Origin of the sequence: Nocardia carnea (genome assembly GCF_029868325.1) — a bacterium.
Lineage (GTDB): Bacteria > Actinomycetota > Actinomycetes > Mycobacteriales > Mycobacteriaceae > Nocardia > Nocardia carnea_C.
In genome coordinates this window covers 1-24411 of sequence record NZ_JARWNW010000314.1, presented here as the reverse complement: position 1 = coordinate 24411, position 24411 = coordinate 1, and the positions used below count along the sequence as shown (strand labels likewise).

The following is a 24411-nucleotide window of genomic DNA, read 5'->3' as shown; positions in this document are numbered from 1 at the left end:
ATGGCAACCATGGACTTCGACGATATGCTCGGCAAGATCAAAGACCGGCAGTGGGCGCTGGCCGATATCGATTGGGACGCACCGGGCGCGGAAACGCTCACCCCCGAACAGCACGCCCGCCTGAAGCCGTTCATGGCGGATCTGATGTGGATCGAGAACGTGGGTGCGCGAGGTTTCGCGGCGATGGCGAAGAAAGCACCCACCGAATCCCTGCGCGAAATCTACCGCTGGTTCCACGCGGAGGAACAGCGCCACGCCAATGCCGAACTCGCGCTGATGCGACGCTGGGGAATGCTCGACGGCGACGAGATCCCGCAGCCGAATATCAACGTCAAACTCGTCATCGACTTCCTGGACAAATACTCCGACGATATGTCGCTGTCGTTCCTGGGTACCGTGATCCCGATGCTGGAGGTCGCGCTGGACGGTGCCCTGGTGAAGTTCATCATGGACGAGATCGAAGACCCGGTCTGCCAGGAAACATTCCGGCGGATCAATGCCGACGAATCCCGCCATCTCGCCGTCGATTTCGCGGTGATGGATGTGCTCGGGCACGCGGAGCTGCGTAAACTGCTCATCGACCTGGTCGGCGGCTGGGTGAAACCGACGTTTCTCATCGGGGTCCTCAGCTATGTGCCGTTGCTGAACAAAATGCGCGACAATATCGTCGCGATGGGTGTGGACGAGCAGAAGCTCTACACGGCCATGGAGCGTTACCGCAAAGTCGGTGAGCGTAGCGAATTCGTGCGCCGGCTCCCGATGTATCAGATCGTGAAACTGCAGGCGAATTGGGTTGTCGACCGCGGCCACCCCTATCACCTTCTCGCCGACGCGCTGGTGAAGATCACCGGGGCCATCCCGCGGCAGCTGCTGCGTAAGGACCCGACCTGGTCCAAAGAGCTGACCTACACCCCCGCCGCGTGAACGAGGACATCATGACCACCAACCATGCGGCGCCGCTCGACGTCGCCGTGATCGGTGCCGGCTTCGCCGGAATAGGCACCGCGATACGTCTGCGCCAGAGCGGTATCGGAAATTTCGCCGTATTCGAACGGGGGTCCGCGATCGGCGGTACCTGGCGTGACAACACCTACCCGGGCGCTGCCTGCGATATTCCGTCGCGGCTGTACTCCTACAGTTTCGCACCGAATCCGGAGTGGTCGCACACCTACTCCGGGAGTGCTGAAATCCTCGGCTATATCGAGTCGATTACGGCGAAGTACGACGTTACGCCCCATATTCGCTTGCGGCACAATGTCACCGGTATGTCGTTCGACGAGGACACCGGACTGTGGGCTATCACATTCGAGGGCCGCGAACCTGTCCGGGCACGGGCGGTGGTGCTGGCGTCCGGGCCGCTCACCGAACCCGGCTTCCCCGATATTCCGGGGATCGACACCTTCACCGGGCATAAAGTCCACAGCGCGCGGTGGGACCACGACTACGACTTCACCGGCAAACGGGTCGCGGTGGTCGGTACCGGCGCGAGCGCGGTCCAGATCATCCCCGAATTGGTTCGGAAGGCCGGTTCGGTCAGGGTTTTCCAGCGCACGCCCGGCTGGGTGCTGCCCCGGGTCAACCGACGCACCGGTGCCCTGGCCAAGGAGATCTACCGGCAGGTTCCGGGGGCGGAAACGCTGGCCCGGCAGGCCTGGTTCTACGGTCACGAATCGGTGGCGCTGGGCGTCGTCTGGAATACCCCGCTCACCCGGGTGGTCGAACTGGTCGGGCGCGCGCAGTTGCGGCGCCAGGTACGCGATCCGTGGCTGCGCCGCCAGCTCACCCCGGAATTCCGGGCCGGCTGCAAACGCCTGCTCATGTCCGACGACTACTATCCGGCGCTGCAGCGCGACAACTGCAAGCTGATCACCTGGCCGATCGCGCGAATAGCCCCGGACGGTATCCGCACGGCCGAGGGAATCGAACACCGGGCCGACTGCATCGTGTTCGCGACCGGCTTCGATGTCTCCAAGAAAGGCACTCCGATCCCGATCACGGGCCGTGACGGCCGGGTGCTCGCCGACGAATGGCGACGCGGCGCATTTGCGTACCGCAGCGTCACGGTGTCAGGTTATCCGAACCTGTTCCTCACCTTCGGTCCCAATTCCGGCCCCGGACACAATTCGGCGCTGGTGTATATGGAATCGCAGATCGACTATCTGGTTCGTGCCGTCCGGATAATCCTGGACCGCGACCTGACAATGCTCGACGTCCGCCCGGACCGCCAGGAACGTTACAACGCGGCGATCCAGCGCCGGCTGGGCGCGACCACTTGGAATTCGGGCTGCCGGAGCTGGTATCTCACCGAGGACGGTTTCAACCCGACCATGTACCCGGGTTTCGCCACCCAGTACCGCCACCAGCTGCGCGACGTCGACCTCGACGACTACACGGTGACGACCGCCCGGAGCAATCATTCCGCCGACGTCGGTCCCGGCGTTCTGAGCGGCGGCTAGACTCGATCACTCGAGCCGGGGGCAACCGGGCGGTAGGCGGGCGAGGAGGTGCGGCGGAGATGCCGAGGTATCGGATCGACGATCTGGCCCGTGCCGCGGGCACCACCTCCCGCAATGTCCGCGCCTACCAGGAGCGCGGGCTGCTCCCGCCACCCGCGGCCAAGGACGGCCGCGCCAGTATCTACGACGATTCCCACCTCGAACGGCTCCGTCTCATCGACGCGCTGCTGCAACGCGGATTCACCACCGCACATATCTCCGATTTCATCACCAGCTGGGAGACGGGCAAGGACCTCACCGAGGTACTGGGCCTGCAGCACGCGGTGACCGCCAACTGGTCGCAGGAGGAACCGTTCGAGGTCTCCCGGGAACTGCTCACCACCATCCTCGGGGCACAATCCGAGGAACTGGTGGAGAAACTGCGCCGGATGGACCTGGTCCGCACCGACGGCGATACCGTGACGATCACCGATACCCAGTTACTCACCTCGTTCACCGAACTCCACGAGTACGGGATCGACCTGGGGACCCTGATCTCGGTATATGCCGAGGTAGCGACCCGGATCGACGATATCAGCGGGATCCTGATCCGCGCGGCGAAGAAACATATCGTCGACGAACACGGGCCGGGCTGGCTGCCCGATACGAATGAGGAGATCGCCGAAACCACCCGCATGCTCAATACCATGCGCGAACTCGGTGTCGCCGCCGTGCACAGCAGCCTGGCCCGTTCACTGGACGCGACACTCGCCCGCGAACTCGGTGACTACCTCGCCACCGCCGCCGAGCGCGAACGCGAACGCAAAGCAGGCGGCGTAGAACGCGGCCGCTGATCCGCCGGGGGCCACCTGCTCTTATTCGAGGGACTTGTCACCCCAGCGGGTGCATCGCAGCGAACCGTCGGCAGAGAGGACCGCTTCGAGCTGTCCCGTGTAGGTCATCTGGTTCGCGAACATGAACTCGGGAGTCAGCTTTTCTCGATTACTGCAGTACTCCGACAGGTGCAGCATCATGATGCCGCCGTGTGTGACGATCAGGCTCGTCCCTTCCCGGCCTTTGTACTCGGAGACGAACCGGTCCCAGAAAACCTGCACCCGTTCTTCGGTCTGGTTATAGGACTCGCCCGGTACCCCGTCCGCCCCGACCTTTTCGTCGCGGCGTTCGTCGGCGAGTATCGCCTTCATATAGTCCATGACTGCCGCGGAATCGCCGGACGGCACCGAAATTTCGCGCAGGTTCCAATCGGCATCGACCGGTAGACCGGCGTCGATCGCCACTGCACGAGCGGTCTGGAATGTTCGGATCTGAGCGCTGGCGTGGACGTCTGTGACAACACCCGAGAGCTGTTGGGCCAGTTCCTCCGCTTGCCGAGCGCCACGCTCGGTCAAGGGAAGATCTCCCACGGGCCCGAGGGCATCGGTGGGGTTGATATCCGGAATCGCGACGCCGGACCGGTTTTCCGACGCGACGTTGCTCCAGCTTTCCGCGTGCCGGGCAAAGATCACGACCCGGTCCCGGCCGGGCGGTTCGGCTCCGGCCGACCCGGCGTCCGACGTCGACGAGCACGCGGCCATCATGACGGCGAGAAAGGAGAGGGCAGCGGTGGCGACCACACTGCGACGACGTGGCACAGCCGCCCGCTCATCGGTATACATGGGGTGATTTTAATCTGATCAAGCGCCCATTTCGGTGCGATCCGCAAGTTCCGGTGGCGGGCGTTCAGGCCGGAAATCGCAAGCGCAGCATCATATCGTGGTCCTCGTGGTCGAGGATGTGGCAGTGCCAGACGTACCCGCGTAGGTCGGTGGAGTGGTCCTGGCCGTTGTGCACCGGGTGATGCCCCGAAGCGTGGCCGTTGCCCGGCGGGGCGTTGAGTCGCGGGAATGCGGCGTCGGGATCGAATCCCAGTTCTTCCGCCGTCGGAATGCGCACGATGATCCGGGTGACCGTGCCCCCGTCGGCCCGCACGATATCCTTCCAGCCCCGCTCCCACGGCGGTGCCGGCACCGGGGGCCCGGCGAGAAACCCGTCGACCGGAGGCGTCCACCGGGTCCCGACCGGCGGCTGTGGGTAGGCGGCCTGATACTCCGGCGTGCGCAGCGGAGTCCGGTCCAGCACACGGAAGGTGACCAGGTGGATATGGATGGGATGCGGGTCGGGGGTGATATTGACGATGTTCCACTGCTCGACCGTGCCCTGCCGCGGCATCTCGATATCGGAATCGGAATAGCGGAGATTGTTGAGCGTCATGATCGCCGGTGGCAGACGGGTGAAATCGTAGGGTTGGCTGAGAGTGATGTTGCGGACGACCGTGGGGGTCAGCGGCGCGGGAATCACCGCGGGCTGCCGGTACCCGCCGCGTAACCGCTCCGGCACCGGGCCGGTGAACCCACGTCGCGATTCGGCGCGGAACCGGCAGAACACCGGCATCGCCACCTGCCCGATGAGCCGCGCCTGGAAAACCGGCTGCTCGTCGTTACAGAGCTCCACCGTCTCCCCCGGCGCCAGCCCGGAGAAATCGACCAGCAGATCGATCCGCTCCCCCGCCGCCAGCCGGAAGTTCTGCACCGGTACCGGCGCATCGAGCAGGCCGTGTTCGTTGCCGATCACCCAGAACCGCATCCGGTTGGCGAAGAACAGGTTCCAGGTGCTGAACGACGAGGCGTTGATCGTCCGGAAACGGTAAAGGCCCCGCGCGACCGGTAGTTCCGGCCATACTTTCCCATTCACCAGTCCGGTATCGCCCGCGCCGCCGCCCTCCCAGCGCCCTTCCGGTACCACGATCGTCGACCGGAGACTCTGCTGCCCATCAGGCCGGAAGATCTTCTCCTGCAACACCAGTGGCATCTCGAACTCACCCGAGGGCAGGCCGGGGGAATTGCCCTGCTCGCCCGTATCGAACTCGTCACGCAACAGCAGCATGCCCGCCAAGCCCGCGTAGACGTTGGCGCGGGTGATGCCCATCGGATGGTCGTGGTACCAGAGAGTTCCGGCGTCCTGCCGCAGCGGATAGCGGTGGTCCACGCTCCGCCCCGGCATGATCAGCTGTTCGGGATGCCCGTCGCTGTCCGGCGGTGTCACTCCGCCGTGCAGGTGCAGCGAGGCCGGTGGGGCGGTCCGGTAGCTTTCCTGCACGCCGTGCACGCTGGTGTCCAGATCGGCGGCGAACGGATGCGCGCCCAGGTTGTTGGCGAACCGCACGTGCAATTGCTCGTCGCGATGGTGATCGATGGTCGGCCCCAAATAGGATTGTCCGTGGTATCCGAACGCCGGCGCCTCCGGCAGGTCCCGATGGAAGCGATGCAGTGTCGTCGCGGCGGCCAGCTCGAGCCGCTGCCCGCGAACCACGGGAATTCGCGGCATCTCGTCGACGAACTTCGCCAGCTCCGGTGAATGGAAAAGCAGCGGACTGTCGAACGGCTGCGCCGCCGCCCGGCCCCCTGCGAATCCACCCAGCGCACCCGCCACCGCCCCGCGCAATACCGCGCGCCGCCCGATCGGCCTGTTCATGATCGTGCCTCCCGCTCGCACCGGCCGCTGACCATACCATCGAGTATGGTGCGGTGCCGGCGGAATTGTCAGAAGGCAAGCCGGCAGAGGGTTTTCCCCATGGTGAGCCCGGACAACATCGCCGGCAGAGCTGTGCTCGCCGACTCGATTCCGTCGAAGACGGTTTCCCGGTAGACCAACCGGCCGTCCGCGAGGTAGCTGCCCACTTCGCGGCGCATCGCTTCCTCGAGGTGCAGGAAAGACCCCGCGCGGAAACCGCGCATTCGCAGACCTTTCGACACCATGGTGAACAGGTTCGGTGGTCCCGGCGGTGCGGCCCCGTCGTAACCGGAGACCGCGCCACACAGCGCGATCCGGCCGGACGGCCGGAGGGCGTCCAGGGCAGCGGTGAGGTGATCACCGCCGACATTGTCGAAGTAGGTATCGATACCGCCGGGCGCGAGTGCTGCCAGCGATTCCGGTAGCGGGGCGTCGTGGTAATCGAAGGCGGGGATGCCGAGTTCATCGCGCAGGAACACGACCTTCGCGGGGCTTCCGGCGGAGCCGAGCACGGTGGCGCCGCGAATCTTCGCGAGTTGCGCGGCCAGCGCGCCGACCGCACCCGCGGCGGACGAAACCCACAGTGTGTCGGCCGGGCCGAGGTCCAGGATCTCGAACAAGCCGACATAGGCGGTGAGCCCGGCGCTGCCGAGCGGGCCGAGGAACCACTGGTGCGGTAGGTCTGCGGCGTCGATCCGGGATGCGGCACCGTAGCCGCCGATGGTCTGCGTCCGACTGCCGACCAGCGCGTACTCCCGGTAACCGAGAGTATGCGACACCAGATCACCGACGGCGAAATCCGGACACCGGGACTCGATCACGGTGCCGAGGGCGAGCCCGGACAGCTCGTCACCGGGCTGCAAGGGCGGAAGATACCCATTCGGTGTGGTGTCGGCGAGCCGGATCCGGATCGACGGGTCGATCGATAACCAGGTGTTGCGGACCAGCGCCTCCCCCGGGCCCGGTTCCGGGATCGGCGCCTCGGCCAGCTCGAGGTCGGCGGCTACCAGTTTCCCGGACGGGCGGCGCGCCAGCCGCACGTGACGATTCAACGACGGTTCCTTCTATAAGGGTTCGCGACGCGGTTCAGCGCACGAACGCGATCTCGGGGGTCCGGGCGATGAGCAGGCGGCGCACCGCGCCGGTGGAGTCGAGTTGCGCGGTCGCGTTGAAGGACGCCTCGAATGCGCCGTCGCGGGTGGTGCGACCGACGACCAGCTCGTATTCGCCGGCCACGGTACCTATATCGATGTGATGGATCAGCGTGCTCTTTTCGCGTTGCGCCAGATAGGCAACCAATCCCGCTCGGTCACCGACGAATTCGGCGCTCTGCCCATCTCCCTTGGAGAATTGCACGGACATGGTGAAATCGTCGGCGATCATGCCGAGTACCCGGTCCGGGTCGTCGGAGTCCATATAGCCGAACCAGCGGGTGAGTACCGGTACCGCCGTGGTCATGCCCGCACTCCTTCGGTCGGGGATTGTGCCGGTACGAGCGCGAAATCCGCGCTGAACGACACCTGATACCGGTCGATGAGGCCGTCGGCGCCGATATGCATGGCGGCAACGAACCAGCCGGTGGTCACGGAATCGTTCTCGGTGACCGCACCGTGCGCGAACTGCATATCGCCGTCGACGGCGACCCGCAGCAGCCGGTGTTTGCGGTTCACCTTCGGCCTGCCGCTCAGGTAGTCGAGCATCGCCGCCCGACCGCGGTCTCGGTTGGCTCCTGCCGGCAGGACCATTGCGAACTCGACGTCCGCGGCCAGCATGGCGGTCGCATCCTGCAGTCTGCCGCTGTCGACCGTCGCGTAGTAGTCCTCGATCACGTGAGTCATGAAATGAACTTAGTTCAGTCCACCTCTTCTTGTCGAGAGGTTCAGCCGCTAGGCTCGACAATATCGAATTGAACTCAACTCAAGGGGAGAATATGTCTCCGACCTCGGCAGCCGTCGCCGAACACCCCTGGCCGCGCTCGGAACCGCCGGGATTGTCCCCGGATCCCGAACAGATTCAGCTGCGCGAATCGCTGCGTGGATTGCTCGGAAAGTACAGCGATATCGAACAGGTCCGAGCCGCCGCCGACACCGGCCCCGGCTACTCGCCGCAACTGTGGCGGACACTCGTCGACGAGATGTCGGTGACCGGCCTGGCCGTACCGGAACGCCACGGCGGCCTCGGTTACGGAACGACCGAGCTGGCGGTCGTCCTCGAAGAATGCGGGCGGGCACTGGTCTGCGAACCCGTCTACAGCTCGGCAGTGCTCGGCACACACGCACTGCTGGCGGCACCGGAGGCCGAAGGCAATCCACTTCCGGAAGTTCTCGCCGGGAACCTCGTCGCCACGATGAGTTCGCTCGATCCGGCCACCGACAACCTCCGGGGCACGCCGAATCCGGACGGATGGCGGATCGACGGCACGGTCGCCCACCTCATCGGCGGCCGCAGTGCCGATATCGTCATCGCCTCGGCCGAAACCGCCAACGGTCCGAGACTGTTCGCGCTGCGCCCACCGGATGATGCGGTGCGCACGGAACTGCGGGTACTGGACCCCACCAGGCGGCAAGCCGATCTGACCGTGCGCGACTGCCCGGCCGTGGCGCTCACCGCGCCGGACACCACCCCCGCAGTGCGTGCACGCCTGCACGATCTGGCGACGCTCGCACTGGCTTGCGAGAACACCGGAATCGTCGAACGCCTGCTGGACATGACCGTGGAGTATGCGGTTACCCGGCACCAGTTCGGCCGGGCGATCGGGTCGTTCCAGGCGGTCAAGCATCGGCTGGCCGACCTGCTGGTATCGCTGGAACGCGCACGGTCGGCATCGCGGTATGCGGCCGCACTCTATGCCGAGGACCCCGATTCGGCCCGCCTGGCCGTCGCGGTGGCCGGCGCGGTGTGCACCGACGCCGCCGTTCACGCCGCCGCCGAGGCCGTACAGCTACACGGCGGGGTGGGCTTCACCTGGGAACATCCCGCCCACTCCTATTTCCGCCGGGTACTGGGAAACGAAGCGGCACAGGGCGATGCGCGCACTCACCGCGCCCGCGTCGCCGCACTGATCGGCGTGTGACCAGCCCCGGCGTTCGCCGGAAATCCGTATTGACGCGCTTCGCGCCGTCGAGTACAACTGAAGTGAATCCAGTTCAGGAACTGCTCCCGAAAGAGGCTCCGATGATCGACACCGACCACATCGTCCTGGAAAAAGACGGCGATATCGCGCGCGTCTGGCTCAACCGCCCGCACAAGAAGAACGCGGTCACGGTGGAACTGCTGCACCGGCTCGACGAGATCATCGTCGAAGTGGACAACGATCCCGAACTGAAGGTGCTGGTACTGCGCGGTCGCAACAACACCTTCTGCTCCGGTTTCGATCTCGACGAACTGCGCGAGAACTACGTCGGCAAAACCAATGCCATGGACGTCGCGGTGCTCTCCGCGAAGGTCTGCGACCGGCTGTACTCGATGAACACTCCGTCGGTCGCGGTGCTCGAGGGTTATGTCACCGCGGGCGGGTTCGAGCTGATGATCTCCTGCGATTTCGCGGTCGCCGCCGACGACGCCAAGATCGGCGATTTCCACATCCGGCGGGCCCTGTTCGGCGGCGCCGGCCCGATCTACCGGCTCCCCCGGATGATCGGAATCCGCAAGACCAAGGAACTGATGCTCACCGGCAAACTGCTGAACGGCCGCGAGGCCGCCGATTTCGACCTGATCAACGCCTCCGCGCCCGCCGCGGAACTCGATCGGCTCGTCGCCGATTTCATCGCCCCGATCGTGGACAAGAGCCCGTTCGCCATGAAGCTCACCAAGATGACCATCGATCGCGGTCTGGACGCCGATATCCAGTCGCTGATGGTGATGGAGCACCTTGCCGTCGGCAATGCCCTGCAGTCCGAAGACGCGCGCGAAGGCGTGAACGCCTTCCTGGAGAAGCGTGAACCGAAGTGGGTCGGACGCTGAATTCCGGATAGCAGCGACGAATCGGAAGGGACGACATGGGTGAGCAGGTGAAACCGGTACTGGAAGGCAGCAGGTGCGCGGTATGCGGCACAGTAGGTTACCCGGCGAGCGCGAACTGCGCGCGCTGCGCCGCACCGACCTCCGAACCGCTGACACTGAGCACCGAAGGCGTGGTGTGGGCGCATACCGTGCAACGGTTCGCACCGAAATCGCCGCCGTATGTTGTTCCCGCCGAGGGCTTCACGCCGTACGCGGTCGGCTATGTAGAACTGCCCGAGGGCATCCGGGTCGAGGCGATTGTCGACTGCGACGATTTCGCCGATCTGGACCGGGCACGGGTACGCCTCGTCGCGGCGGCACCCGTTCCGCGGTTCGCCACCATCACCCGTCAGCAGAGTGAGGTCCGGTGACCCAGCAGGTTTCGATCATCGGCAGCGGGCTGTCCCGCTTCGGCCGGCAGCCCGGGGTCACCGGACGGCAACTCGCCGTGCAGGCGATCGGCAACGCACTCGCCGACGCCGGGCTGACCTGGCCCGATATCCAGGTCGCCTACGGTGGCAGCGACGGGTCCGGATTGGCCGACACCCTGGTGGCCGAACTCGGCTTCACCGGGATCCCGTTCACCAATGTCAAGAACGGCTGCGCCACGGGCGGTAGCGCACTGTTCTCCGCGGTCAACGCGGTCCGCTCGGGCGCCGCGGATATCGCCCTGGCGGTCGGTTTCGACAAACATCCGCGGGGCGCGTTCGATCCCGACCCCGCCGATTGGGGCCTGCCCGAGGGTTACGGTTCGGCCGGGCTCATGGTGACAACCCAATTCTTCGGCGCCAAGATCGGCCGCTATATGCGCGCGCACGGTATCTCGGCGAAAACGCTGGCCATGGTCGCCGAAAAGGCCTACCGCAACGGCAGTCGCAATCCGAATGCCTGGCGGCGGGAACCGATCTCGGCCGAGCAGATCCTGTCGGCCGAAATGGTCAACGATCCGCTCACCAAATTCATGTTCTGCTCGCCGGGTGAGGGCGGTGCGGCCGTGGTCGTCGCGAGCGAGGCCGCCGTCCGCCGTCTCGGCGGCCGGCCGGTACGGTTGCGGGCCATCAGCCATCGCACCCGGCGCTTCGGGTCATTCGAGGTGTTCAGTCCCGCTGTCCAGGGCACCGGTGAACCGACCAGTGTCAGCGCCGACGCCGCCTCGGCGGCATTCGAACAAGCCGGTATCGGCCCGGGTGAGATCGGCGTCGCGCAACTCCAGGACACCGAGAGCGGTGCGGAGATCATGCATATGGCCGAATGCGGGTTCTGTGTACCCGGAGCGCAGGAGGAAATGATCGCGGCGGGCGCCACCGAAATCGACGGCCGGCTGCCGATCAACACCGACGGCGGGTGCATCGCCAACGGCGAACCCATCGGCGCCTCGGGGCTGCGGCAGGTGCACGAGATCGTGACCCAGCTGCGCGGCGAGGCCGGCGACCGGCAGGTACCGGGCGCGCCGAAAACCGGTTTCACCCATGTGTACGGCGCACCCGGTATCAGCGCCTGCACGGTTCTGTCGGTCTGAGGGGAACACAGTGAACACACAGCAGCTTCCCGGCCTCGCCGAATTCACCGAGCAGGCCCGCGCCTGGCTCGCCGCGACGGCGGCACCGCGGACCGAATCCGCCTGGGGGGCCGGCGACGATTCGGTGGCGGTTTTCGAGAACTGGACCGCCGCGCAGGAGCGACGCCACACCGATCTCATCCGCGCCTACGAACAGGCCAAATACGATGCGGGCTGGGGTGCGCTGACCTGGCCGGCCGAGTACGGCGGGCGCGGCCTGCCGATGTCCTATGCGCTGGCGTTCCGCCGCGCCGAAGAAGAGTTCGAGGTGCCGCGGCGGACCGAAATGTTCTCGGTCACCCAGCAATTGGTTGCGCCGGCGATCGAACAGTGGGGCACCGCCGAGCAGCGGGAACGCTATGTGCGGGCGATGCTGCGCACCGATCTCATCGCCTGCCAGCTCTTCTCCGAAACCGAGGCCGGATCGGATCTGGCCGCGGTGCGCACCCGGGCCGTCCGTAACGCCGACGGAACCTGGACGCTCGACGGGCACAAAGTGTGGACCTCCGGGGCGCGGGTGGCCGATCTCGGGGTCGCGGTATGCCGGACCGATCCCGCGGCGCCGAAACACGCGGGACTCACCGTTTTCCTGGTGCCGATGAACGCACCGGGGGTCACCGTCCGGCCGATCCGGCAGATGACCGGCGGGAGTTCGTTCAACGAGGTCTACCTCGACGGTGTGATACTCGACGACGGGTTGCGACTCGGGCCGGTCGGTAAAGGCTGGCCGGTGGCGCTCACCGTGCTCGCCGCCGAACGGCTCGACGGCGCCGGGCTGGGACTGGCGAATGCGGACCAGGCGGTGGAGCTGGCCCGCAACCTCGGCCGCGAACTGTCGGAGCTCGAACGCGACCGGGTCGCGGATCTGGTGACCCGCAGTTATGTACAGCGGATCGCGGGGATGCGGGTGGCCGCGGCGGTGGTCGCGGGCCGCGATCCCGGACCGGAGGCGTCGGCCGGGAAATTGCTCGCCACCGACACCATGGCCCGGACCTCCGAGGTCGTACGGCTCCTGCTCGGCCGGGAACTCACCGCGGATTCCGGGCGCTGGGGCACCTACGCCTGGACCGAACACGTGCTCGGCGCGCCCGGGTACCGGATCGCGGGCGGTACCGACGAGATCCAGCACAACATCATTGCCGAGCGGGTGCTCGGCCTACCCAAGGAGCCGCGCCCATGACGCTGGAACTGCGGGTGCGTGACCGGTTGCGCACCGACCTGGATATCGACGTCACCGCGTTCGAACCGCTGCCCGGCGGGCATTCGGGACTCACCTACCGGGTCACCACCACCGGCCCGGCGTTCGTGGTGAAGGCGGTGCCCCAGGGGCGCAAACCCATCGGCCGCCACGATATGCTGCGGCAGGCCCGGGTGATGCGAGCGCTGGCCGGTACCGACGTGCCGGTGCCCCGGATCGTGGCCGTCGACGAGGCCGAACCCGGCTGGTTCGCCATGGAATTCGTGACCGGGGAATCGCTCGAACCGGTCCTGGACGACCCCGCCGTGGAACCCGGCCTGGCGGCGGTCCGGATGCGGCGGGCGGCCGAGGTGCTGCCCCGGCTGCACGCGGTCGACCCGGCTTCTGTGCCGGGCGCCGAAACCGCCCTGACACCGGCCGATGAACTCGCGCGCTGGGCGCGCACACTGGGCGCGGTGCCGCCCGAGCTGGTCGCGGGCGGCGACCGGCTGCTCGATCTGCTGGGCCGGACGATTCCCGAACCCGTCACCCCCACGCTGGTACACGGCGATTACCGGCTCGGCAATATCATCGCCGCCGGTACCGAACCGGTCGCGCTGATCGACTGGGAGATCTGGAGCGCGGGCGATCCGCGCGTGGAACTCGGCTGGTTCTTGGTATTCGCCGACGGCACGAATTTCCCGGACGTGGGCCGGACCGTACCGGGACTGCCCGATCCCGCCGAACTCGTGGACCGCTACCGCGGGGATGGCCCCGAACTGCCTGACCTGCCCTGGTTCGACGCGCTCGGGCGGCTGAAAATGGCCGCCATCATGGGCCATAATCTGCGGCGGCACCGGGAAGGCCGGCACCACGATCCGGACCAGGAAAAACTGCCCGCCACCATCAATCGCCTCATCGAGACCGGAACCGCGCTCCTCGCCGGTTGAGGTCCTCTCCCCCGATTCAGGAGCCGTATCGTGGATTTCGCCTATTCCACCCGCACCCGAGAGCTGCTCGACCGGCTCGGACAGTTCATGGAACAGTATGTCTACCCAGCCGAACGGGTGTACGACGAACAGATCGCCGCCGCGGACAATCCGCACGAACAGCCGGCCGTCATGCGAGAACTGCAGGCCGAGGCCCGCAGGCAGGGGCTGTGGAATCTGTTCATGACCCACGACGGTCTCGGTGCCGGGCTCACCAATCTCGAATATGCCCCGCTGGCCGAGATGGTGGGCCGGTCGATCATCGGCAACGAGACGATCAACTGTTCGGCCCCCGATACCGGCAATATGGAGATCCTCGCCATGTTCGGTACCGAACAGCAGAAGCAGCAGTGGCTGAAACCGCTGCTGGACTGCGAGATCCGCTCGGCGTTCGCCATGACCGAACCCGCCGTCGCCAGCTCCGACGCCACGAATATCACCTCGACCATCCGCCGCGACGGGGACCACTATGTCCTCAACGGCCGCAAATGGTACATCTCCGGAATCCTCGACCCGGACTGCAAACTGATCATCTTCATGGGCAAATCCGATCCGGACGCCCCCGCCTACCGGCGCCAGAGCATGATCCTGGTACCCGCCGACGCACCGGGTATCGAGGTGCTGCGGGATCTGCCGATGTTCGGATTCCACGACCGGCTCGGGCACGGTGAGGTGCAGTTCACCGAGGTGCGGGTCCCGGCGGAGAATATGCTCGGCACCGAAGGCGACGGTTTCGCAATCGCCCAGGGCCGGCTCGGGCCCGGCCGGATGCATTACGCCATGCGCGCCATCGGAATGGCCGAGCGCGCACTGGAACTCATGTGCCGGCGGTCGCTGGAACGGACCGCGTTCGGCGGGCCGCTGGCCGACCGCGGCGTGGTACGCGAATGGATCGCGCGCAGCCGGATCGAAATCGATCAGATCCGGCTGCAGACCCTGTATGCGTCCTGGCTGATGGATACCAAGGGCAACGCGGCGGTGCGTTCGGACGTCGCGGCCATCAAGGTCTCGGCGATGGAGGTCGCGCACAAGGTCGTCGACCGCGCAGTCCAGACCTTCGGCGCGGCGGGGGTCAGCAACGACACCGTCCTGGCCCGGATGCACGCCATCACCCGCGCACTCCAGATCGCCGACGGCCCCAACGAAGTACATCTGCGCACCATCGCGCGTCTCGAGGTGAAGAAGTACCGATGAGCACAACGGATCTGAACGGGAAGGTCGCGCTGGTCACCGGCGCCAGCCGCGGACTCGGGCTGGCCATCGCCCGCGGACTGCGTGACGCAGGTGCCACCGTGATCGTCTCCAGCCGCAAACTCGCGTCCTGCGAGGAAGCGGTCTCCGCACTCGGCGACCGCGCGCACCCGCTGGAATTGCATGTGGGCCGATGGGACGCCCTCGAACCTGCCGTCGACGGGATCATCGAGCGCTTCGGCAGTCTGGACATCCTGGTCAACAACGCCGGAATCGCCCCACTCGCCGATGATCTCGCGTCGGTCACCGAAGGGCTGTGGGATAAGACCATCGAGGTGAATCTGAAGGGTCCGTTCCGTCTCATGGCGGTCGCCGGAGCCCGGATGGCCGCCGCCGGGGGTGGGTCGATCATCAATATCTCGAGTATCGGTGCGGTACGGCCGAGCCCGCCGGAGGCGATGTACGCCGCGGCCAAGAACGGACTCAATGCGCTCACCATGGCCTTCGCCCAGGAATATGCACCGTCGGTGCGGGTGAACTGTGTGATGCCGGGCGGGTTCGCCACCGATATGTCCGAGCACTGGGACGACGAGTTCGTGGGCAAGATCATCGACCGGCTGCCCGCCGGACGGCTCGGCGACCCGGCCGAAATCGCCGGCCTGGTGGCCCATCTCGCGAGCGATGCCGCCGGGTATACGACCGGCGCGCTGATCCCGGTCGACGGCGGCCGCACCGCGGTGTACTGAAAGGCTTCGCAGATGAATACACCGGCATTGCAGGATCTTTTCGGATTGGACGGCCGGGTCGCCGTCGTCACCGGAGCGTCCTCCGGCCTCGGCGCCGGTTTCGCCCGAGCACTCGCCGGGGCGGGAGCCACCGTCTACGCGGCCGCCCGCCGGGTTGACCGGATACAGGCCCTCGCCGCGGACGAACCGCGGATCATCCCGGTACGCTGCGATGTCACCGACCCCGGCGACCGCGCCGAACTCGTCGACCGTTGTTACGAACAGTCCGGACGCCTCGACATCCTGGTCAACAACGCGGGCCGGGCCGGGCCGCCGAACGCGGAGCAGGAGACCGATACGGAATTCCGCGCCGTCCTGGACCTCAATCTGCTCGCGGGTTTCCACCTGGCGACCTGTGCGGCGTCCCGGCTGCCCGAGGGGGAACGCGCGTCGTATATCAATATCTCCTCGGTGATCGGCCTCGTATCGACCGCGCCGATCGGTGGCGCCAGCTATGCCGCGTCCAAAGCCGGAACCCTGGGATTGACCCGCGAACTGGCCGGACAGTGGGGCCGCCGCGGTATCCGGGTGAACGCCGTGGTCCCGGGCTGGTTCGATACCGAGATGACCGACGGCCTGTTCACCAACGAGAAATCCGCGGGCTGGGTGCGGCGTAACACCATGCTCGGCCGTGGCGGACAGGCCGGTGAAGTGGACGGAGCCGTGGTGTTCCTCGCCTCCGACGCGTCCTCGTATATGACCGGGCAGGCGCTCGTCGTCGACGGCGGCTGGACGGCACGCTGATGCTGGCCGTTCAACTCACCGCCTGGGGCGCCGAACCCGAACTCCGCGAGATCCCCACACCTCGGCCCCGCGGCGAGGAACTGCTGGTCCAGGTGACGGCCGCCGGTTTGTGCCGTTCGGACCTGCATGTCATGGACGCCGCGGCGGGCAGTTTCGACTACCCGCTACCGCTCACCCTGGGCCACGAGGTGGCCGGGACCGTGGTGGACGCGGGACCGGCCGCCGACCGGAGCCGGCTCGGGGAACAAGTGGTGGTGCACGGTATCTGGGGCTGCGGCGGTTGCCGCAACTGCCTGCGTGGCCGGGAGAACTACTGCCTGCGCCTGCGACCGCGCGACGGTCGCGGCGCACCTATCGGCAACGGGCTCGGTTATCCGGGCGGGCTGGCCGAAGCGGTGATCGTGCCTGCGGCCCGGTTCCTGGTGCGTTCGGCCGGTGTCGATCCGGTACTCTGCGCACCGCTCGCCGACGCCGGTCTCACCGCCTACCACGCGGTCCGCGAACACCGCGATCTCCTGGACGCGCAGAGCATCTGCGTGGTGATCGGGGTCGGCGGCCTGGGGCATCTCGCGCTCCAAGTACTGCGCGATTTCGGCGCCGGACGCATCGTCGCCGTCGACACCCGCTCGGACGCTCGGGATATGGCCGCAGCACTGGGAGCCGATGCCGTATTCGGCGATATCGGTTCCGCCACCGCAGCCTTGGGTGAGGGCGCGGATCTGATCCTGGATTTCGCCGGTGCGCCGGATACTGTCGCCCCGGCCGCCGCCGCACTCGCGCCCGGCGGACGGTTATCGGTGGTCGGCAGTGCGGGCGGACGCCTCGAGGCCGGCAAGGATGTGGGGCTGGCGGCCGGCTGGGGAATTACGGCCCCGTTCTGGGGACCACGCGCGGACCTGGCGGCAGTGGTCGATATGGCACGGCGGGGCGCGCTGCACGTCACCGCACAGACCTACCCACTGACCGCGGCGATCGAGGTCTACCGGCAGTTGCGGTCGGGGAGCATCACCGGCCGCGCAGTTCTGGTCCCGCCGCCGTGACCGGCGCAAACCGCCCCGCGGCGGCCCGGCAGCGAGTAGACAGAGAGCACAGCGGCACGAGGAACAGTAGATGAAAGCACTGGCGCAGGAGATGGTCGAGCGGGCCCGCAAGGCTCCGGCGGAGATCGCCGTGATCGACGAACTCGGACAGCACACCATGGGCGAGATCATGGCGACGGCGAATGCGCTCGCCGAGCGTATCGCCGCCATCGACGGCCGGGCCCCCACGGTGATCATCCAGGCCGACAACACCTGGCGCACGCTCGCCGCGGCGCTGGCCGTCGGCCTGCGGGGTGGAGTGGTTGCCGTGTTCAGCCCGCACGCCGCCGAATCGGAATTCCGGCTAGGGCTCGAGGATATCGACCCGGACCTCGTGATCGGCGAACTGGCGGCCCTGAGTGCATGGGATGTGCCGGCGACGGAGTTCCCCGTCACTACCACCGCGTTCGGCGACCATCTGCTGCGTTCTCGCGGCGTGCCGTTCGGTCCGGTACAGCGGTGGCGCGGCGGCAGCGCCATCGCCATGACCTCCGGCTCCACCGGACGGCCCAAATGCGTCGTCCAATCCGAGGACGCCATCCGCTACGCCTGCCGCAGCACCATCGATACCGTCGGGCTGCGGCCGGGCGAACCGGTGGGCGCCTTCGTACCGCTGTCGTCGGTCGCCGCGTTCTGCTTCGGTATGTACCTCCCGGCGTTCCTCGGCGGCACCATGGTCACCATCGGCAAATGGACTCCGGCGGCGGCGCTCGACGCTATGGCCGAGCATCGGGTCGCGTGGACCATGCTGGTACCGACCATGGCCCTGCAGCTCTCGGTCACCGGCAACAGCGAAGGGCGACTGACCGGTATGCGGGCGATGACCGTGGGTGGTGGGCCGATGAACCAGCGAGCCCTGGCCGAGGCCGAGACCAAGCTGGGCACCACCTTCCTCCGGGTTTTCGGAATGTCGGAATGCCTCGGCCATACGACCCCGCGGCCGGACGATCCCCCGGAAATCCGGCTGGGTCGTGACGGCCGGCCGTTCCCCGGCACCGTCGTCCGCGCGGTCGACGAATCGGGTGCCCGGCTGCCCACCGCGGCGATCGGTGACGCCCAGGTGAAGGGTCCGTCGTTGTTCGTCGGCTACGCCCGCGGCGGCGTCCCGGTCCTGCCCGACCTCACCGCGGACGGATTCCTGCCGACCGGTGATCTCGTGGAGGTGGCCGCGGACGGTTCGATCCGGGTGATGGGCCGGCAGAAACAGATCATCATCCGCGGCGGTCGCAATATCGATATCAATGAGATGGAGTCGGCGATCGCGGCACTGCCCGGGATCGTGCAGGTCTGTGTGGTTCCGGTTCCCGACGAACTGCTGGGTGAGCGAGCGGCGGCTCTGGTAGTAGCCGACGGTGTCACGCCGACGCTGGACGGCATCACCGACCGGCTCGCCGCGGCAGGGTTCCCGAAGTTCAAATGGCCGGAATACCTTTTCCCGGTCGCCGATCTGCCGCAGAACCGGGTCGGGAAACTGTCCCGGCCCGACGCGATCCAGCTCGCCACCCGACTCGCCGCGGCTGACTCGAATTCATCTCAGGTTGGGTTGTAGAGTTGACCGATCCACACACAGTCGATACTTGGGGGCACACCACTCATGACCGTTGACACCGGATCCCGGCGGGAAAGCCCGCGGTCGAAACGCAGTAGCATCCTGACGGCCGCGATCGAGCAGTTCGGGCGGATCGGTTACGAACATACGAAGTGGGCCTCCATTGCCGGCGAGGTCGGCATCGGCCAGACGGCCCTCTACCACTACTTCGAGTCGAAGGCGCACTGCCTGCTCACGATCATGCGCCTGGAGCTCGCCGATTCCGTCGACCGTTTCGTCTCGGCGACCGAGAACGAGACGGACCCCGAACAGGCCCTGCGCGCTGCCGTGGCCGCTGCCCTGCGCGCCGAACCGATCGATGCACTGCAACGCCGCATTCTGCAGAACCATATGGACCTGCTGGCGCAGCCGCGCCAATCGGAGAAAGAAGAAGCCGAACGGCTGCGGTCGCGGGAACTGGTCCAGGAGATCGAACAGAATTGGACCGAGCTGATCGAGCGGGGTATCGAGGCCGGCGTTTTCACCGGCGGCGATCCCAAAATCCTCGGGCGGATGGTGCTGGCCGTGGTGATCAGCGTCTGGCGCTGGTATCGCCCGGACGGCACGCTGACCTTGGCCGAGATCACCGAAACCGTCACCGAGACCGCGGTGCGGATGGTGCGCGCCTGACAGCGGCTGCGGCTCGCCACCGGACGATCGGTTCCGTACGCCCAGGGCGGCACAACTACCTCTGACCGCCGAGGCGGCAACCTACCGGCGCCGCGCCCTACCCCAGTAACCCGAACAGAATTCAGTTAGGAGTCCCGGTGTACAACCTCATCGTTCTGGCATCCAGGCCCAGCGATTGGTCACACGAACAGTTCATCGAATGGTGGCGCGGCGAACACGCCGAGGTGACCTACCCACTGCCCGGCCTGCTGCGCTGGCAGCACACCGAACTCCTCGACACCTTCGACGAGAAATCGGCCGGCTGGGACGGCCTGTCGATACTGAGTTTCGAATCCCGCGAGGCGCTCGACGCCGCGCTGGCGAGCCCCGAATGGAGAGCCGCCGTCCAGCATGTCGGCGCAATGCGCGGCCGCCGCATGATCTGGTTCGGCGAAGAGCAGACCATGGTGCCCCTGGCCGGCAGCGGCGAATGAGCACGCACTGGGCCGAGCCCGGCTGCTACGAGGTCGCCGACGGTATCCACCGCATTCCGCTGCAACTACCGCAGGACGGATTACGTGCGGTCAACGTTTACGCGCTCGAAACCGAAACCGGGCTCGCCCTGATCGACGGCGGCTGGCACCGCCCCGGCACCTACCGCGAGCTCACTGCCGGTCTCGCGCAGATCGGCCGCTCCCCCGACGATATCCACGATGTCCTGGTCACCCATATCCACCGCGACCACTACACCTTCGCGGTGGAGCTGCGACGCCGCCACGGCTGCCGAGTCCATCTCGGCGCCGGCGAATCCGCCGGGCTCGCGGAGATCCGCGCACTCGGCACCAATGTGCCCACCAGTTCACTGCGCGAACTACGCCGTGCCGGCGCCACCGGTATCGCGGCGCGCGCGTACGCCGGCAGTATCGGCGAACCCTTCGATATCGCCGACTGGGCAGCCCCCGACAAGTGGTTGCAGCCCGGGACACTCACCCTCGGCGGATACGAACTCGAGGTCCGCGCCACCCCCGGGCACACCAAGGGACACTTGGTCTTTCAGGATCACGCCCGGCGACTGCTGTTCACCGGCGACCATCTGCTGCCGACCATCACACCCTCCATCGGCTTCGAACTGGGCACCTGGGAACTCCCGCTCGACAACTTCCTGAATTCGCTCACCCTGCTCCGCGACGACGACGAGCACACCATGCTCCCCGCCCACGGACCCGACGGCGGCAACGCCGGCCGCCGCGCCCGGGAGCTACTGGAGCATCACGACCGGCGTTTCGCGCAGATCCACACCGCCGTCATCGAACTCGCGCCCTGCACGGGCCTGGAAGTCGCCCGCGCGCTGACCTGGACGCGCAGGGAGCGCCCGTTCGACACCCTGGATACGTTCAATCAGATGGTGGCCACCTGCGAAACGATGGCGCACCTCGATGTTCTGGTCACCCGCCACGTCCTGACGGTCGAAACAGACTCCGGCACAGATATTTTCGCCCTCGCGCGCTGACATTCCGGACCGCCGACAGTAACGAAGCCGGGACAGCCCGGCACCGGTGCGCTATCACCGTCGTTGCCGTGGCTGCGGGCCCGGTCGGTACGAACAGCCCGCTGGGGTTGTCTCCGCCCCTCATCCGGTGGAGACAACCCCGGCGTCCGCGCTGTCAGGCGCAGGTCCAGCCCCCGTCCACATACAGTTCGCTGCCGGTGACGAAGGTCGAATCGTCCCCGGCCAGGAACGCCACCGCGGCGGCTACCTCCTCGGCCCGGCCGAGCCGGTCCATCGGCGTATTCGCGAGCATCGCGCGATACCGTTCGGTGCCTTCGTAACGTTCGAGAAGTTGTCCGGTTTCGATGAAGCCCGGGTGTATCGAGTTGACGCGTACCCCTTTCGCCGCCCAGTGCAGGGCGGCGTTCTTCGTCATCGTCCGTACCGCGCCCTTGGCGGCCGCATAGGCGAGGCTGTTACCCAATCCGCCGACGGTGCCGAGGATCGAGCAGAGGTTGACGATCGCGCCGCCACCGCTCTGCTCGATCAGGGCTCCGGCATGTTTCATACCCAGCCAGGTGCCGGTCTGGCCGACCTCGATCACCCGGTTGTAGCGTTCGAGGTCTTCGTCGACCACCGAGGCCAGGCTGCCGATGGCGCCATTGTTGACGAGGGCGTCCAACCGCCCGTACCGATCGCGCACCGCGCTCACCGTGGCGCCCCATTCCGCCTCGCGGGCGATATCGAGGGACCTGGTGAGATGGCGGTCCGGCGCGTCCAAGGTGGCGACGAGGTCGGCACAGGCCGCCTCGCCGAGGTCGGTCACCACCAGCACGGCGCCTTCCGCGGCGAGCCGGCGCACGATCTCCACACCGATACCGCCGGTCGCACCGGTCACCAGGACCACCTTGCCGGTCAACCGCGACGGACCCGTAGCCATGGCAGGCCTTTCTGTTTCGAGGGAAAGGGATGCGGCCGAGCCGCGATTCACAACTTGTTCAGCACGTTCCGGCCGCCGACGAGCATTGCCACACCCACGCCCGCAGTGGTGACCGCGGTCATCAGCAGTGCCATCGCGGCAACCAGCGGATAGGACCCGTTCTGCCACAGATCGAACAGCAGGGTGCCCATCACCTGAGTGGTGGAAGCGCGCACCAGCAGCGAGGCGGCGAATTCGTGGGTCAGCAGGATGAACATCAGGGCGACGGCGCTGAGGATGGTGGGCCGCATCAACGGCAGCATCACCCGCAGATTCGTCACCAGTGGCGAGGCACCGCTGGTCGCCGACGCCTCGCTGTAGGTGTTGCCGAGCGACAGCATGGCGGTCATCTGCATCCGGGTCGCGTAGGGCAGCATCAGAACGATGTAGACCAGGATGATCACGGCCCGGGTCCCGTACAGGATGAGCGGCGGCTCGGTATAGGTGAGCAGGAACCCGACACCGAAGATGACTGCCGGAATACCCAGCGGCAGCGCGGTGATCAGATCGGCCAGTAACGCCATGATCTTGAACTGCCGCCCGCGCACCAAGAGCGTGGCCATCAGGTAGCCCAGCGGTACGCAGATCAGCACGGCGACCAGCGAGGTCGACACACTGGTGAGTACGGAGCTCACGATGGCGCTGTCGGCGCCCAGGGCCCGGAAGTTGTCGAGGGTGAGCAGATCCCAGGACAGCGAGCCGGACCAATACGGCGTCAGCGCGACGATGATCAGTCCGATCAGCGGGATGATCAGCGCGAACAGGGCGTAGACGACGATGGTCACCGTGGCCCACAGCGAGCGCCCCCCGGCCGGCGCGAAGGATTTCCCGCCATGAGTGACGAAACGGGATTGGTTGCCCAGCAGCCCTTTCTGGATCAGCACCAGTACCAGCCCGAAGATCACCAGCGGTGAACCGGCGGCGGCCGCAGCGGCGAAATCCGACGGCGATTCCGAGACCCGGCGATACATCTCGGTCGTCAGCACTTTCACGCCGTAGTTCTGGCCGAGCAGCAGCGGACCCGTGAACTGGCCGAGACCCAGCAGCAGCGCGATACCGCCGCCGTAGATCAGCGACGGCCGCAGCAGCGGCAGCACGACCCGGAAGAACACTCCGACAGTGGAGGACCCGCTGATCTGCGCGGCCTCCAGATGTTCGGCGCCGATGTTCTGCATTCCGGCGCTGACGAACAGGTACACGAACGAGGTGAGCCCGAACCCGGTGAGGATGATGATCCACGGCACGGTGTACACATCGATCGGCCCGGAATCGGTGCCGCTCCACCAGGGCAGCTTCCGGAGCAGGACGTTCAGGTAGCCCGGTCCGGGTGAGAGCAGGAAGGCCCAGCCCACGATATTGGCGACCGCGGGCATCACGATCGGCAGGATCGGGATGATCCGCAGGAACCCGAAACGTTGCGGCAGCCGGCTCGCCGCGAACGCGAGCAGCGTGCCGAGGACCATGGCGATCACCAGCGACCCCACCGCGAGCGCGATGGTGGTCCAGATGGTTTCGGCGATATCGAAACGGGTGTACTGCGCCCGGTAGCCGCGGGCACCGTCTTCGAAGGCCAGCGACTGCAACCGGATCATCGGAAGCACCACGAGATATGCCAGCACGGCAAGCAGGGCGAAATACCCGAGCCGGGTGCGCCATTGGGCCGGTAGGGCGAAGGTGCGGTTCACGGCGGTGGTGACGGTGGCCATCAGGCGTGGCCTCCCGCGCTCACGGCAACGGGTTCCGGGGCGGCGGTGGGCTCGTCCCCCGGAATCGCGAATACCCGCAGGCTCGCCGGGGAGAAGCTCACGACCAGCGGTGCGCCCGGGCGGCTGCCGCGCAGGGCCGCACTGTGCTGAGCGGCCGGCGCACGCAGAATCAGTTGTTCGCCACCGGTTTCGACCGTGACATCGAAGTACCGGCCACCGTACTCGTAGGTCACCAGTTCGGCGTGCAGGGCGACATTGCCCAGCGGCACCTCATCGGCCCCGGCGTGTAACAGCACATCGTCGGGCCGCAACCGGGCCACCGCGGTGGTGTGCCGGGGCCGGGAATGGCGGGGCCCGGCCAGGGGGGGGGGGTGCGGGGAGCCGGCGGGGGGGGGCCCCCCCGCCGGCCCCCCCCCCGTGTCCGGGGGGCCCCGGCCCGCCTATACTTTTCTTTATACTCTCTTCGGCGCGCGGGGCCCCCCCCCCGCCCCCCGGCCGGCTGTGCGGGGC

25 protein-coding genes are annotated in these 24411 nt (G+C 66.9%); 17 read left to right on the top strand and 8 right to left on the bottom strand.

Annotation, left to right across the window (positions count from 1 at the left end; genetic code table 11):
- The 3 genes from QH196_RS31200 to QH196_RS31190 are packed head-to-tail and all read left to right on the top strand — an operon-like array spanning position 1 to position 3289.
- Positions 1–924: a ferritin-like domain-containing protein gene (locus tag QH196_RS31200; protein WP_280419443.1), complete on the top strand. Its 924-nt coding sequence runs from the start codon at positions 1–3 to the stop codon at positions 922–924.
- Positions 925–935: 11 nt separating this feature from the next.
- On the top strand, positions 936–2456 hold the full coding sequence (locus QH196_RS31195; protein ID WP_280419442.1) for a flavin-containing monooxygenase: 1521 nt from the start codon (positions 936–938) through the stop codon (positions 2454–2456).
- A 59-nt stretch (positions 2457–2515) separates the two neighbouring features.
- Positions 2516–3289 carry a MerR family transcriptional regulator gene (locus tag QH196_RS31190; RefSeq protein ID WP_280419441.1) on the top strand — a complete coding sequence of 258 codons (774 nt, stop codon included), beginning with the start codon at positions 2516–2518 and terminating at the stop codon, positions 3287–3289.
- Positions 3290–3310: 21 nt separating this feature from the next.
- On the opposite strand, the gene QH196_RS31185 is transcribed toward QH196_RS31190, so the two are convergent.
- The 5 genes from QH196_RS31185 to QH196_RS31165 form a co-directional block, all read right to left on the bottom strand.
- Positions 3311–4111, bottom strand: a complete 801-nt coding sequence (locus tag QH196_RS31185) for a histidine phosphatase family protein (protein ID WP_280419440.1) — start codon at positions 4109–4111, stop codon at positions 3311–3313.
- A gap of 64 nt (positions 4112–4175) precedes the next feature.
- Positions 4176–5966 carry a multicopper oxidase family protein gene (locus QH196_RS31180; RefSeq protein WP_280419439.1) on the bottom strand — a complete coding sequence of 597 codons (1791 nt, stop codon included), beginning with the start codon at positions 5964–5966 and terminating at the stop codon, positions 4176–4178.
- A 68-nt stretch (positions 5967–6034) separates the two neighbouring features.
- On the bottom strand, positions 6035–7057 hold the full coding sequence (locus tag QH196_RS31175) for an NADP-dependent oxidoreductase (RefSeq protein WP_280419438.1): 1023 nt from the start codon (positions 7055–7057) through the stop codon (positions 6035–6037).
- 34 nt (positions 7058–7091) lie between these two features.
- Positions 7092–7463: a hypothetical protein gene (locus QH196_RS31170; protein ID WP_280419437.1), complete on the bottom strand. Its 372-nt coding sequence runs from the start codon at positions 7461–7463 to the stop codon at positions 7092–7094.
- The gene (locus QH196_RS31165) at positions 7460–7843 is read right to left on the bottom strand and encodes a nuclear transport factor 2 family protein (RefSeq protein WP_280419436.1); all 384 of its coding nucleotides are present in this window, start codon (positions 7841–7843) and stop codon (positions 7460–7462) included. Before QH196_RS31165 ends, QH196_RS31170 begins: the two co-directional genes overlap by 4 nt.
- 92 nt (positions 7844–7935) lie before the next feature.
- Between QH196_RS31165 and QH196_RS31160 the strand changes: the two genes are divergently transcribed.
- The 14 genes from QH196_RS31160 (at position 7936) to QH196_RS31095 (ending at position 21237) form a co-directional block, all read left to right on the top strand.
- The gene (locus tag QH196_RS31160; protein ID WP_280419435.1) at positions 7936–9078 is read left to right on the top strand and encodes an acyl-CoA dehydrogenase family protein; all 1143 of its coding nucleotides are present in this window, start codon (positions 7936–7938) and stop codon (positions 9076–9078) included.
- Positions 9079–9179: 101 nt separating this feature from the next.
- On the top strand, positions 9180–9968 hold the full coding sequence (locus QH196_RS31155) for an enoyl-CoA hydratase/isomerase family protein (protein WP_280419434.1): 789 nt from the start codon (positions 9180–9182) through the stop codon (positions 9966–9968).
- Positions 9969–10003: 35 nt separating this feature from the next.
- Positions 10004–10378, top strand: a complete 375-nt coding sequence (locus QH196_RS31150) for a Zn-ribbon domain-containing OB-fold protein (protein ID WP_280419433.1) — start codon at positions 10004–10006, stop codon at positions 10376–10378.
- Positions 10375–11526 (top strand): thiolase family protein, encoded by a 1152-nt coding sequence (locus QH196_RS31145; RefSeq protein ID WP_280419432.1) that lies wholly within the window; start codon positions 10375–10377, stop codon positions 11524–11526. Before QH196_RS31150 ends, QH196_RS31145 begins: the two co-directional genes overlap by 4 nt.
- A gap of 10 nt (positions 11527–11536) precedes the next feature.
- Positions 11537–12745, top strand: a complete 1209-nt coding sequence (locus QH196_RS31140) for an acyl-CoA dehydrogenase family protein (protein ID WP_280419431.1) — start codon at positions 11537–11539, stop codon at positions 12743–12745.
- Positions 12742–13692, top strand: coding sequence for a phosphotransferase family protein (locus tag QH196_RS31135; RefSeq protein ID WP_280419430.1), 951 nt, complete (start codon positions 12742–12744; stop codon positions 13690–13692). Before QH196_RS31140 ends, QH196_RS31135 begins: the two co-directional genes overlap by 4 nt.
- A gap of 30 nt (positions 13693–13722) precedes the next feature.
- Positions 13723–14925 carry an acyl-CoA dehydrogenase family protein gene (locus QH196_RS31130; protein WP_280419429.1) on the top strand — a complete coding sequence of 401 codons (1203 nt, stop codon included), beginning with the start codon at positions 13723–13725 and terminating at the stop codon, positions 14923–14925.
- A complete protein-coding gene (locus QH196_RS31125) occupies positions 14922–15668 on the top strand; it encodes an SDR family NAD(P)-dependent oxidoreductase (RefSeq protein ID WP_280419428.1) in 747 nt (248 codons plus the stop codon). The genes QH196_RS31130 and QH196_RS31125 overlap by 4 nt, the downstream gene beginning before the upstream one ends.
- Positions 15669–15680: 12 nt before the next feature.
- Positions 15681–16451 (top strand): SDR family NAD(P)-dependent oxidoreductase, encoded by a 771-nt coding sequence (locus tag QH196_RS31120; RefSeq protein ID WP_280419427.1) that lies wholly within the window; start codon positions 15681–15683, stop codon positions 16449–16451.
- Positions 16451–17491 carry an NAD(P)-dependent alcohol dehydrogenase gene (locus tag QH196_RS31115; protein WP_280419426.1) on the top strand — a complete coding sequence of 347 codons (1041 nt, stop codon included), beginning with the start codon at positions 16451–16453 and terminating at the stop codon, positions 17489–17491. Before QH196_RS31120 ends, QH196_RS31115 begins: the two co-directional genes overlap by 1 nt.
- A gap of 70 nt (positions 17492–17561) precedes the next feature.
- Positions 17562–19079, top strand: coding sequence for a class I adenylate-forming enzyme family protein (locus QH196_RS31110; protein WP_280419425.1), 1518 nt, complete (start codon positions 17562–17564; stop codon positions 19077–19079).
- A gap of 45 nt (positions 19080–19124) precedes the next feature.
- Positions 19125–19748, top strand: a complete 624-nt coding sequence (locus QH196_RS31105; RefSeq protein WP_280419424.1) for a TetR/AcrR family transcriptional regulator — start codon at positions 19125–19127, stop codon at positions 19746–19748.
- A gap of 137 nt (positions 19749–19885) precedes the next feature.
- On the top strand, positions 19886–20221 hold the full coding sequence (locus QH196_RS31100; RefSeq protein ID WP_280419423.1) for an EthD domain-containing protein: 336 nt from the start codon (positions 19886–19888) through the stop codon (positions 20219–20221).
- Entirely contained in the window at positions 20218–21237 is a 1020-nt protein-coding gene (locus QH196_RS31095) for an MBL fold metallo-hydrolase (RefSeq protein WP_280419422.1), read from the top strand. The genes QH196_RS31100 and QH196_RS31095 overlap by 4 nt, the downstream gene beginning before the upstream one ends.
- Before the next feature lie 154 nt (positions 21238–21391).
- Here the strand turns inward: QH196_RS31095 and QH196_RS31090 are convergent, their stop codons facing one another.
- Genes QH196_RS31090 through QH196_RS31080 form a run of 3 tightly spaced genes read right to left on the bottom strand, consistent with a single transcriptional unit; the run spans position 21392 to position 24221 of the window.
- Positions 21392–22156: an SDR family NAD(P)-dependent oxidoreductase gene (locus QH196_RS31090; protein ID WP_280419421.1), complete on the bottom strand. Its 765-nt coding sequence runs from the start codon at positions 22154–22156 to the stop codon at positions 21392–21394.
- A gap of 47 nt (positions 22157–22203) precedes the next feature.
- Positions 22204–23901 carry an ABC transporter permease gene (locus QH196_RS31085; protein ID WP_280419420.1) on the bottom strand — a complete coding sequence of 566 codons (1698 nt, stop codon included), beginning with the start codon at positions 23899–23901 and terminating at the stop codon, positions 22204–22206.
- Positions 23901–24221: a TOBE domain-containing protein gene (locus QH196_RS31080; RefSeq protein ID WP_432279581.1), complete on the bottom strand. Its 321-nt coding sequence runs from the start codon at positions 24219–24221 to the stop codon at positions 23901–23903. Before QH196_RS31080 ends, QH196_RS31085 begins: the two co-directional genes overlap by 1 nt.
- Between the last annotated feature and the right edge of the window lie 190 nt (positions 24222–24411).

Coding starts and splice junctions, on each gene's coding strand:
- QH196_RS31150 (WP_280419433.1), top strand. CDS start 10,004: ATGGGTGAGCAGGTGAAACCGGTACTGGAAGGCAGCAGGTGCGCGGTA.
- QH196_RS31105 (WP_280419424.1), top strand. CDS start 19,125: ATGACCGTTGACACCGGATCCCGGCGGGAAAGCCCGCGGTCGAAACGC.
- QH196_RS31085 (WP_280419420.1), bottom strand. CDS start 23,901: ATGGCCACCGTCACCACCGCCGTGAACCGCACCTTCGCCCTACCGGCC.
- QH196_RS31155 (WP_280419434.1), top strand. CDS start 9,180: ATGATCGACACCGACCACATCGTCCTGGAAAAAGACGGCGATATCGCG.
- QH196_RS31125 (WP_280419428.1), top strand. CDS start 14,922: ATGAGCACAACGGATCTGAACGGGAAGGTCGCGCTGGTCACCGGCGCC.
- QH196_RS31180 (WP_280419439.1), bottom strand. CDS start 5,966: ATGAACAGGCCGATCGGGCGGCGCGCGGTATTGCGCGGGGCGGTGGCG.
- QH196_RS31160 (WP_280419435.1), top strand. CDS start 7,936: ATGTCTCCGACCTCGGCAGCCGTCGCCGAACACCCCTGGCCGCGCTCG.
- QH196_RS31170 (WP_280419437.1), bottom strand. CDS start 7,463: ATGACCACGGCGGTACCGGTACTCACCCGCTGGTTCGGCTATATGGAC.
- QH196_RS31120 (WP_280419427.1), top strand. CDS start 15,681: ATGAATACACCGGCATTGCAGGATCTTTTCGGATTGGACGGCCGGGTC.
- QH196_RS31115 (WP_280419426.1), top strand. CDS start 16,451: ATGCTGGCCGTTCAACTCACCGCCTGGGGCGCCGAACCCGAACTCCGC.
- QH196_RS31200 (WP_280419443.1), top strand. CDS start 1: ATGGCAACCATGGACTTCGACGATATGCTCGGCAAGATCAAAGACCGG.
- QH196_RS31135 (WP_280419430.1), top strand. CDS start 12,742: ATGACGCTGGAACTGCGGGTGCGTGACCGGTTGCGCACCGACCTGGAT.
- QH196_RS31165 (WP_280419436.1), bottom strand. CDS start 7,843: ATGACTCACGTGATCGAGGACTACTACGCGACGGTCGACAGCGGCAGA.
- QH196_RS31190 (WP_280419441.1), top strand. CDS start 2,516: ATGCCGAGGTATCGGATCGACGATCTGGCCCGTGCCGCGGGCACCACC.
- QH196_RS31095 (WP_280419422.1), top strand. CDS start 20,218: ATGAGCACGCACTGGGCCGAGCCCGGCTGCTACGAGGTCGCCGACGGT.
- QH196_RS31195 (WP_280419442.1), top strand. CDS start 936: ATGACCACCAACCATGCGGCGCCGCTCGACGTCGCCGTGATCGGTGCC.
- QH196_RS31110 (WP_280419425.1), top strand. CDS start 17,562: ATGAAAGCACTGGCGCAGGAGATGGTCGAGCGGGCCCGCAAGGCTCCG.
- QH196_RS31090 (WP_280419421.1), bottom strand. CDS start 22,156: ATGGCTACGGGTCCGTCGCGGTTGACCGGCAAGGTGGTCCTGGTGACC.
- QH196_RS31185 (WP_280419440.1), bottom strand. CDS start 4,111: ATGTATACCGATGAGCGGGCGGCTGTGCCACGTCGTCGCAGTGTGGTC.